Raw genomic sequence first — 7,052 nt, forward strand, 5'->3', positions numbered from 1 at the left:
GAGTCGACGTAGGCGTGCGCGGCGGCGACGTCGTCGAACTCGAAGATCCGGTCGACCATCGGCGTGAACGCGCCCGAGGCGAGACCGGCACGGACGAAGTGCTCGGCCCGGCGCAGCGCGGTGGGGTCACCGGTGATCTCGAAGACGCGGTAGCGGCGCAGCCACACCGGCGCGTAGCCACCGCCGGGCAGCGGGGTCGGCTGCCCGGACAGCCCGCCGTGCACGATCACGCTCGCGCCCGGTGCGCAGGCGTCCACCAGCTGCGCGACCTGCGGGCCTCCGTCCGCGTCGAGCACCAGGTCGGCGCCGTGCCCGTCGGTCGCGGCGAGCAGGTCCGCGGTCAGCCCCTCCCCCGTCACGACGACGTGTGCGGCGCCGGCCGCACGCAGCGCGTCGGCGTGCTCGAGGCCGGCGGCGGTGGCGACCGGCACCGCCCCGAGGTGGCGCAGCACCTGCAGCGCGGCGACACCGACGCTGTTCGCCGCCGACGTCACCACCACCCGGTCCCCGGCGCGGACCCGGACGATCTCGGCGACCATCCCGTAGACGGTCACGTAGGGCATCCAGACCGCGGCGCTGCTCACCGCGTCCAGCCCGTCGGGGCGTCCGACCAGCGCGGCCGCCGGCACGACCGCCTCGGCGGCGTAGACCGGGTAGTCGTTCTGGGAGAACGCCGGCACGACGCTGACCTCGTCGCCGACGGCCCAGCGCGGCACGTCCGGCCCGACCTCCAGGACCACCCCGGCGGCCTCGGTGCCCAGGCCGGCGGGCAGGCGGGGGGTCTCCAGGTAGGTACCCCGGCGGAAGTTCACCTCGGAGCGGTTGAGCCCGATCGCGTCCACCCGGATCCGCACCTCGCCCGGGCCCGGCGCGCGCACCGGGACGTCCTCGACACGCAGCACCTCGGGCCCGCCGAGCTCGTGGAAACGGATCGTCGACACCATGTCGCCCAACCTACGGCTCCCGATCACCCGTCCCCGCCCGTGTCCGGCCCCGGATCCGGCCGGGCCGGGGCCTATCGTCGCCCCGGGCGACGACCGACGGGGAGCCGATGAGCGAGGAGACCGACCGCAGCGGCCTGGACCGGCTGATGCTGTTCAGCGACGGCGTGTTCGCCATCGCGATCACGCTGCTGGTCCTGCCGCTGACCGACGCGGAGATCCCGGAGGACGGGGTCGGCGCGGCCCTGGTCGAGCTGTGGCCGCAGATCTTCACGTTCGCGCTCAGCTTCGCCGTGATCGGCCGCTACTGGATGGTCCACCACCAGATGTTCGGGCGGATCGTGCGCACGGACACGAGGCTGCTGACGCTGAACCTGTTCTACCTGTTCGGCATCGCGTTCCTGCCGTTCCCGACGTCGGTGCTGGGCGAGCACGGCGACGAGGCCGCGGTCGTGGTGCTCTACGCGGGGAACCTGATCGTCGTCGGGCTGGCCTCGGTCCTGCTCTGGTCCTACGCCTCGTACGGGCAGCGGCTGACCTCCCCCGACGTGACGCCGAGGGCCGCGCGGGCGTCGCTGGCCGGCGGCATCGCGCCGACCCTGGGCCTGGTCCCCTCGATCCCGCTCGCGTTCCTCGAGCCGGGCTGGGCGAAGTACTCCTGGCTCCTGATCATCCCGTTCTCGGTCGTCGGCGACCGCCTGTTCCCGCAGACGGACGCCTGACCTCAGAGCGCGTTGCTGATCTCGACCAAGTTCGCGTCCGGGTCCCGGACGTAGACGCTGAGCAGCGGGCCGCGGGCGCCGGTGCGCTCGACCGGGCCCTGCTCGACCGGGACGCCGTGCCCGGACAGCTCGCGCTGTACCTGCTCCAACGGGTCCGTGGTGATGAGGCAGACGTCGGCGCTGCCCGGCGTCGGGCGGTGTGCCCTGGGCTCGAACTCGTGACCGGCCCGGTGCAGGTTGATCTTGCTGGTGCCGAACGCGAGCGCGCGCCTGCCCTCGCCGAACGTCACCTCCTCCATGCCGAGCACGTCGCGGTAGAACGCGACGGTCCGGTCCACGTCGGTGACGGTGAGCACGAGGTGGTCGAGGCGGTCGATGTGCACGCGGGCCTCCACGCGGTCGGGGTGATCGGATCCGCCGCCGATCCTGACACCCCGCGCCTGCTGTCGCCGCCCAGGTTTGCGACCCCGTGGCCGGGGAACGCGGACAGCGAGCCCGAACCCGACGCGAGGAGGACACCGTGCCCGCCGAGACGCGCAACGGCCCCGAACTGCACCCGATGACCGAGAAGCTGGCGACCGGGAAGAACTTCGCCTCCGTCGCGACGCTGCTGCCCGGCGGCCGCATCCAGAACCAGACGATCTGGGTGCACGTGATCGACGGGAAGATCGTGCTCAACACCGAGACCCACCGGGCCAAGTACGTCGCGAGCACGAAGGACCCGCGGATCACGGTACTGATCCGCGACGAGGACGACCCCTACCGCTACGCCGAGGTGCGCGGGACGGTCAGCGACTACACGACCGGCGACACCGCCCGCCGGCAGGTCGACGAGCTGGCACAGAAGTACACGGGCAAGGACTACCCGCCGGAGAACATCAAGTCCGAGCGCGTGATCATGTGGATCACCCCGGAGCGCCAGACCGTGATCGACCAGAGCAACGGCGTCGCGGACTAGCGCCGCAGGACGGATAGCACGGCCCGGCACCGGCCCGCCGACCCCGGGTCGGCGGCGTCGAACGTGTGTTCTAGCCTCACCCTTGTTGCGCGACATCGGTCGACGAGCGAGATGAGGGAGCACGTGGACGACGCCCAGCCTGGCACCCCCACCACCGAGCCCACCGGGAGCGGCGACACCGCCCCGGCGGCGAGCCCGACCCCGGCGGCGGGGCCCGGTACCGGGACGGAGGCCGGTCCCTCCGCGGAGGGCCCCTCGTCGGAAGGCACCGGGGCCGACGACGCGGAGGCGCCGGTGGACAAGCCCAAGCGCGGACGTCCCAAGGGGTCGTCCTCGGCCAGGACCACGCGCGTGGTGACGCTGACCCTGACCGTCAGCGGGTCGGCCGACGGCGAGTGGCAGGCCGAGCTCAAGAACGGCAGCAGCTGGGTCGCGCGCGGGCTTCCGGTGACCGCGGCCGCGGTGTCGCAGGCCGCCGCGGCCCTGCACGCGGACCTGGCCGGCCCGATCGACGAGGTGATCGAGACCGCCCGGTCCGCGAAGGCGGCGCGGGTCGCCGAGCTCGAGGCGGAGCTGGAGCAGGCCAGGAAGGCCCTCGCCGAGATGGAGTAGCCGGTTCAGGCGAGCAGGGGCTCCAGCCGGCGCGCGTGCTCGCGCAGCTGCTCGACGAGCTCGGGATCCGGGTCGGCGATCCGGTGTGCCGGCCCGGAGAGCGCGAGGCCCGCGACCAGCCGCCCGTCGGCCGGGGCCCGCACGGCGACGGCCAGGCAGCCCCGGTCGACGCGCAGCTCGCCGCACTGGCGCGCCAGGCCGTCCCGGGTCACCTCGGCGAGGCGCGCGGTGAGCTCGTCCGGCGCCGTGACGGTGTGCGGGGTGAACGTGCGCAGCTCCCGGACCAGTGCCCGCCAGTCCGGCTGCTCGGACAGCAGCAGCCGGCCGAGCGCGGAGGCCTGCGGGTAGCGGGCCAGCAGGTCGGCGTCGCCGGGCGGGTGGTCCGGGTCGGGATCGACGATCCGGAGCCGGTCGTTGTCGAACGAGGCCAGGTGCACACCCCAGCGGACCATCCCGCGCAGGTGCTCGAGCACCCCGCGGGCCGCGGTCGGCAGCGTGGTCACCGCCGGCAGTGCCAGGCGCGCGGCCCGGCGCCCGAGCGCGAACCCGCGCAGGTCCGGCAGCCGCACCAGGTACTCCTCGCCGACGAGCAGGTTGAGCAGCCGGTAGGTCGTCGCCGGGGGAAGACCCAGCGCGGTGGAGATCTCCTTGGCCGTGACCCCCGGCCCGGCCGCGACCACCTCCTCCAGCACGGCCAGCGCGCTGCGCACCGCCCGCGGCTGGCGGCCGGAGAACGGCGGCGGACCGCCCTGCCGACCAGGCGGGGGGCGATCCGGCGGGGGGCCGCTCACGCGGCCCGGCCGTGGACGTCGTCGGCCACGGTCTCGTCGTAGACGCCGATCGCGTCCAGGGTGTCGCGGCGCCGCAGCCGCAGCCACCCGTACCAGCCGAGCGAGGCCAGCGCCGTCGCCCCGAGCACGGTCGCCGCGCGCGGCGTCCCGGACACGAACGCGACCAGGACCGCGATGAGCGCGGGCGCGATCACCGCGGTCGTCGCGACGGCGGGCCAGGTCAGCTCGCCGATCCGGCGCAGGAACACCGGCGCGGCCACGCACACGAGCAGGTAGGCCACCAGGAACCCGCTCGTGGCCAGCGTCAGCAGCGCGACCAGCACCGACCAGGCCGGCACCCCGAGCGCGACCGGCACCGCGAACACGCCCACCGCGACCGGCACCGACACCGACACCGCGACGTGCGGGGTCCGGAACCGCGCGTGCGTGCGGCCCAGCGCCTGCGGGGCGACCCCGTCGCGGGCCAGCGAGAACAGCACCCGGGCCAGCGCGTTCGCGGTCGCCGCGGCGCACGCGAAGAACGACATGCTCAGGCCCAGGTCGAGCACGGTCGGGATCCAGGACCAGCCGCGTGCGCCGGCCAGTACCAGCACCGGCTCGGACTGCCCGGCCAGCCCGCCCGGCGTCGCCGCGAACCCGACGACCTGGGTGTGGGCGGCGAACAGGTACAGCACCCCGGCGACCGCCGCGGTGGCGCCGACCGCGCGCGGCACCGTCCGGAACGGGCGCCGGGCCTCGGCACCCAGCGACGTCGCGATCTCGAACCCGATGAATGCGGCCACCGCGGGCAGCACCCCGGCGGCGATCCCGGCCGGGCCCGGTACCGGCGCGGCGGTCGTCTCACCGGTGCCCGGCAGCGACCCTCCGGCCAGCAGCAGCGCGAACACCACGACCAGCACGGTGATCGCCACCGTCTCCACCAGCAGCACCACCCGCGCCGCGACCCGCACGCCGCGCAGCGCCAGCCCGGCGACCACGATCCCGATCAGCAGCGCCGCGGCGACCGTCACCCACCGCCCGCCGCCCAGCAGCACCGTCAGGTAGGTCGCGGCCCCGGCGACCGCCGCCGCGCAGAGCAGCCCGTAGCCGAGCAGCGAGGCCATCCCGCAGGCGAACGCCGCTCCCGGCCCGAGCCCCTGCGCGGTGAGGCTGTAGAGCCCGCCCGGTGCGGCCATCCGCCGGGTGAACCGCCCGATGCAGGCCGCGACCAGCAGCGCGAGAACGGTCGCGACGGCGAACGACCAGATCGTCGCCCCGCCCGCGGACGCGGCGACGATCACCGGGGTGGCCGCCATCGCCGCCGACGGAGCGGCGCCGGAGACCGACTGGGCGAACACGTCGAGCACGCCGAGGCGCCGGCGCTCCAGGCCGTGCACCGGGGAACGATCGCGCAGCGACGGGGGATGGCGCATCGACGTCCTCTCTGCGGGGTGACCACCGTAGGAGCGTCACGTTAGACGCCCGTCCCGGTCCCGTGACCAGCGGCGACGCGGCGAATGAGAATTGCGGTGGCGAGATTCCCGCCCCACGGGAACGCGACCGGACGTGATTCGCACCACCGGAGAGCGGGCTTTGACCGGCCCCGGCCGCGGCGCGACGGTCGTCCACGCCCGTACCTCGCCCCCGTCCCGGGAGAAGCCTCGTGAGCGCACCCCCTCCGGTACCCACCGACTCCCGGCGCACGCTATCCGGGTCGCTCGGCGTCGGGTCCATCGTGTTCATGGTGGTCGCGGCGGCTGCGCCGCTGACCGTCATCGCCGGCACCGTCCCGCTGGGCATCGCGGCCGGCAACGGAGCAGCGTTCCCGACGACGTTCGCGCTGTGCTGCGTGATCCTGGTGCTGTTCGCGGTCGGGTTCTGCGCGATGAGCAGGCACGTCCCGGAGGCCGGGGCCTTCTACTCCTACGTCGCCCGCGGGCTCGGCCGCGCGCCCGGCCTGGGCTCGGCGTTCCTGGCACTGGTCACCTACACCGCGGTGCAGCTGGCCGTCTACGGCTACGTCGGTGCGGTGATCGACGGGCTGGTGCAGCACTGGGGTGGCCCGGAGCTGCCGTGGTACCTGTGGTCGGTGGTGATCCTGGCGATCGTCGCGACGCTGGGTTACCGGCGCATCGAGCTCTCCGGGCGGGTGCTGGGCGTGCTGCTGGTCGCCGAGGTGGCGATCGTGCTGGTGTTCGACGCCGTCGTCCTCGGCAGCGGCGGCGGGTCCGCGGAAGGGCTGTCCAACGCGTTCCTGGTGCCGACGCAGTTCGTCTCCGGCTCGCTGGGCATCGCGATCATGTTCGCGATCGCGTCGTTCATCGGGTTCGAGGCGACCGCGGTGTTCCGCGACGAGGCCCGCGACCCGCAGCGCACGATCCCCCGCGCCACCTACACCGCGCTCGTCCTGATCGGGGTGTTCTACACGCTCTCCGGATGGGCCGTGGTCTCCGCGTGGGGCGACACCGAGGCGGTCGCGCAGGCCGGCGCCGACCCCGGGAACATGATCGTCACGACGATCACGAACACGCTCGGCCCGGTCGGCGGCGACATCGCCCAGGTGCTGCTGATGACGAGCCTGTTCGCCGCGATCCTGTCCTTCCACAACGTCCTGGCCCGCTACTTCTTCGCGCTCGGCAACTCCGGTGCGCTGCCCGCGCGGTGCGGGCGCAGCCACCCGCGGCACGCCTCGCCGCACGTCGCGTCGCTGACGCAGTCGGTCACGGCGCTGGTGTTCGTGGCCGTGTTCGCGCTCGCCGGTCTGGACCCGGTCACCCAGGTGTTCGCCTGGATGGCCGGCACCGCCACCCTCGGGGTGCTCGCGCTGATGGCGCTGACCTGCGCCGCGGTGCTCGTGTTCTTCCGGGGGCAGCGCAGGCGGGACGGGAGGCGGGACCGTGGTCCGAACGTGGACACCCGGGCCTGGCACACGGTCGTCGCACCCGCCCTCGGGCTGGTGGGCCTGCTCGTCTGCCTGTACCTGACCGTCTCGAACTTCCCGACGTTGATCGGCGGCTCGCCCGCACTGGCGACCGGGATCGGCGCGGTC

The 7,052-nt window shown here is 74.2% G+C and carries 8 protein-coding genes; 4 read left to right on the forward strand and 4 right to left on the reverse strand.

Annotation, left to right across the window (positions count from 1 at the left end):
- Positions 1–944 (reverse strand): zinc-dependent alcohol dehydrogenase family protein (locus tag I4I78_RS27865; RefSeq protein WP_226380566.1); only part of this gene is annotated, 944 nt, incomplete at its 3' end.
- 107 nt (positions 945–1,051) lie between these two features.
- On the opposite strand from I4I78_RS27865, the gene I4I78_RS27870 reads away from it, so the two are divergent.
- Complete coding sequence (locus I4I78_RS27870) at positions 1,052–1,663, forward strand: TMEM175 family protein (protein WP_218614475.1); 612 nt, start codon at positions 1,052–1,054, stop codon at positions 1,661–1,663.
- A 2-nt stretch (positions 1,664–1,665) separates the two neighbouring features.
- On the opposite strand, the gene I4I78_RS27875 is transcribed toward I4I78_RS27870, so the two are convergent.
- Positions 1,666–2,046 (reverse strand): VOC family protein, encoded by a 381-nt coding sequence (locus tag I4I78_RS27875; RefSeq protein WP_218614476.1) that lies wholly within the window; start codon positions 2,044–2,046, stop codon positions 1,666–1,668.
- A 137-nt stretch (positions 2,047–2,183) separates the two neighbouring features.
- On the opposite strand from I4I78_RS27875, the gene I4I78_RS27880 reads away from it, so the two are divergent.
- Together I4I78_RS27880 and I4I78_RS27885 are read left to right on the forward strand one after the other, a co-directional pair.
- Positions 2,184–2,621, forward strand: coding sequence for a PPOX class F420-dependent oxidoreductase (locus tag I4I78_RS27880; protein WP_218614477.1), 438 nt, complete (start codon positions 2,184–2,186; stop codon positions 2,619–2,621).
- 111 nt (positions 2,622–2,732) lie between these two features.
- Positions 2,733–3,233, forward strand: coding sequence for a DUF6319 family protein (locus tag I4I78_RS27885; protein ID WP_226380567.1), 501 nt, complete (start codon positions 2,733–2,735; stop codon positions 3,231–3,233).
- A gap of 5 nt (positions 3,234–3,238) precedes the next feature.
- On the opposite strand, the gene I4I78_RS27890 is transcribed toward I4I78_RS27885, so the two are convergent.
- Both I4I78_RS27890 and I4I78_RS27895 read right to left on the reverse strand, forming a co-directional pair.
- On the reverse strand, positions 3,239–3,943 hold the full coding sequence (locus I4I78_RS27890; protein ID WP_308252402.1) for an IclR family transcriptional regulator C-terminal domain-containing protein: 705 nt from the start codon (positions 3,941–3,943) through the stop codon (positions 3,239–3,241).
- Positions 3,944–4,020: 77 nt separating this feature from the next.
- On the reverse strand, positions 4,021–5,436 hold the full coding sequence (locus I4I78_RS27895) for an APC family permease (RefSeq protein WP_218614479.1): 1,416 nt from the start codon (positions 5,434–5,436) through the stop codon (positions 4,021–4,023).
- Between the two features lie 230 nt (positions 5,437–5,666).
- On the opposite strand from I4I78_RS27895, the gene I4I78_RS27900 reads away from it, so the two are divergent.
- Positions 5,667–7,052: APC family permease (locus I4I78_RS27900; RefSeq protein ID WP_308252403.1), on the forward strand; the 1,386-nt coding region annotated here is incomplete at its 3' end.

The organism is Pseudonocardia sp. KRD291, assembly GCF_019263595.1.
Lineage (GTDB): Bacteria > Actinomycetota > Actinomycetes > Mycobacteriales > Pseudonocardiaceae > Pseudonocardia.

What these genes read in the sequence shown, in the direction of transcription:
- I4I78_RS27870 (WP_218614475.1), top strand. Translation starts at nt 1,052, where the DNA reads ATGAGCGAGGAGACCGACCGCAGCGGCCTGGACCGGCTGATGCTGTTC.
- I4I78_RS27885 (WP_226380567.1), top strand. Translation starts at nt 2,733, where the DNA reads ATGAGGGAGCACGTGGACGACGCCCAGCCTGGCACCCCCACCACCGAG.
- I4I78_RS27895 (WP_218614479.1), bottom strand. Translation starts at nt 5,436, where the DNA reads ATGCGCCATCCCCCGTCGCTGCGCGATCGTTCCCCGGTGCACGGCCTG.